We start from the raw sequence: 1,708 nt of genomic DNA on the forward strand, positions 1-1,708 counted from the left end.
TAGGCCTCGTGCGCGCTTGACGGCCCGCCCGCCGGGCCGGTTTAATACGCGCCCTTCCCGACGTTGGCCAGGTAGCTCAGTTGGTAGAGCAGCGGATTGAAAATCCGCGTGTCGGTGGTTCAATTCCACCCCTGGCCACCAATAAGTCTCTCATTTTATTGCAATTTTCCATCGGGTCGTTTCGGCGTCATCGACAGGTGTGCCTGGAATGTGCCATGGATATTGACGTTGCCCACGTAGGCAGCGAGGTGATCCGCCGCCAGATGCGCATAACGCCGCACCATCTTCTCGGTCATCCATCCACCCAGCTCCTGCAAGGCGAAAATCGGCGTCCCGTTCTGCACATGCCATGAAGCCCAGGTGTGGCGCAGATCGTGGAAGCGGAAGTTCTCGATACCGGCACGCTTGAGCGCGTGGTACCAAGCCCGCGTACTGACCTGCTTCACCGGCTGCCCCTCGTACGTGAAGACATGAACGGGATGTATGCCGACCTGGTGGCCGACGATCTCCATCGCCATGTCGTTGAGCGGCACGGCGATCGCCTTCCTGGCCTTTGCCTGGTCCGGATGGACCCAAGCGAGCTTGCGCGACAGATCGACCTGTTCCCAGGTCAGCCCCGTCACATTCGCTGCACGTAGCCCGGTCGACAAGCTGAAGGTCGCCATGTAGCGAAGGTGCAGTGGCAACTCGCGCAGCAGCGCGACTGCCTGTTCGTGACTTAGGAATCGAATCCGACGGGTCGGCTCCTTCAAGAGCCTCACCGTTGGCGCACGATCCAGCCACTCCCACTCGCGCACGCACCGCCGCAGGATTGCCCGCAACAACGCCAGTGTCCGATTTACCGTCGCGTTGCTGCATCCATCCGCCTGCTTCGCTTCGATGATCGCATCGACCGTCGTCCTGTTGATGCTATCCAGTTCCCGACCGGCCAGATAAAGATCGAGCCAACGCAGCTTCTCCTTGTCGTCGTCGAGCGTCGCCTTGTGAGCTTGCTCGCGGAGCCATCGCACGACTGCGTCCTGCCAAATTCGTCTCGGCCTGTCGCCCAGCCGTTGAACTCGCCAGACTTCGCTCTTCAGCTTGTCGTGGAGTTCCTCGGCCTCTTTGCGGTCGCTGGTCTCAGTAGATCGTCGTACTCGTTCGCCGTTTGGGGCGACGAAGTCAATCCACCAGGCCGTCGACTTTTTGCGCTTTCTAAGTGACATACACTCTCCTGTGAGTTCGTCACTTGCAGCGCTTGCCGTCTCGTAGGATATAACGAGCGCACGAACTCGGCGAGATCGATCTCTAAGAAAATCCAGCACCGACCCGCTTTAGCTCCCGGAATCAGGCCGCGCTTGGCGCGCGTGCGAACCTCCTCGGGGTGCATATGAAGGAATGCGGCTGCCTCGCTGAGATCCAGTGTTTTCAACGGAGCGCCCGGTGCGTTCATGGCCTAGCTATCCAGGCGCCCACACAAGCCCCGGATGGCGGCCCTTCGGACGGACCTGTCACCTGAGCTCATCCCCGGACGCTCCGGCGCAGCGAACAGTTATGGCGGACTTTGTGTGCCGCACACGGTTCTGCGCCGTCAAGTGGAAGCAACGATTGTCGGATTATCTCGGGCCGATGAGCGGTTGCCGGAACCGGCTGACGAGGGAGAGCCGGTACATTTTCGGCCAACCAAGGAGCGATGTCCGTTCGCAGCCAACCGATTCCGCGGCCGTGA

The 1,708-nt window shown here is 60.6% G+C and carries 2 protein-coding genes and 1 tRNA gene; 2 read left to right on the top strand and 1 reads right to left on the bottom strand.

What is annotated here, in order from left to right; genetic code table 11:
* Positions 1-65 precede the first annotated feature (65 nt).
* A tRNA-Phe gene (locus VGG64_15895) sits at positions 66-141 on the top strand.
* Between the two features lie 14 nt (positions 142-155).
* On the opposite strand, the gene VGG64_15900 is transcribed toward VGG64_15895, so the two are convergent.
* On the bottom strand, positions 156-1,205 hold the full coding sequence (locus VGG64_15900) for a site-specific integrase (GenBank protein HEY1601086.1): 1,050 nt from the start codon (positions 1,203-1,205) through the stop codon (positions 156-158).
* Between the two features lie 261 nt (positions 1,206-1,466).
* Between VGG64_15900 and VGG64_15905 the strand changes: the two genes are divergently transcribed.
* The coding region (locus VGG64_15905) for a hypothetical protein (protein HEY1601087.1) at positions 1,467-1,708 on the top strand (242 nt) is incomplete at its 3' end.

It is taken from the genome of Pirellulales bacterium (assembly GCA_036490175.1).
Taxonomy (GTDB): Bacteria; Planctomycetota; Planctomycetia; order Pirellulales; family JACPPG01; genus JACPPG01.

Coding starts and splice junctions, on each gene's coding strand:
- VGG64_15900 (HEY1601086.1), bottom strand. CDS start 1,205: ATGTCACTTAGAAAGCGCAAAAAGTCGACGGCCTGGTGGATTGACTTC.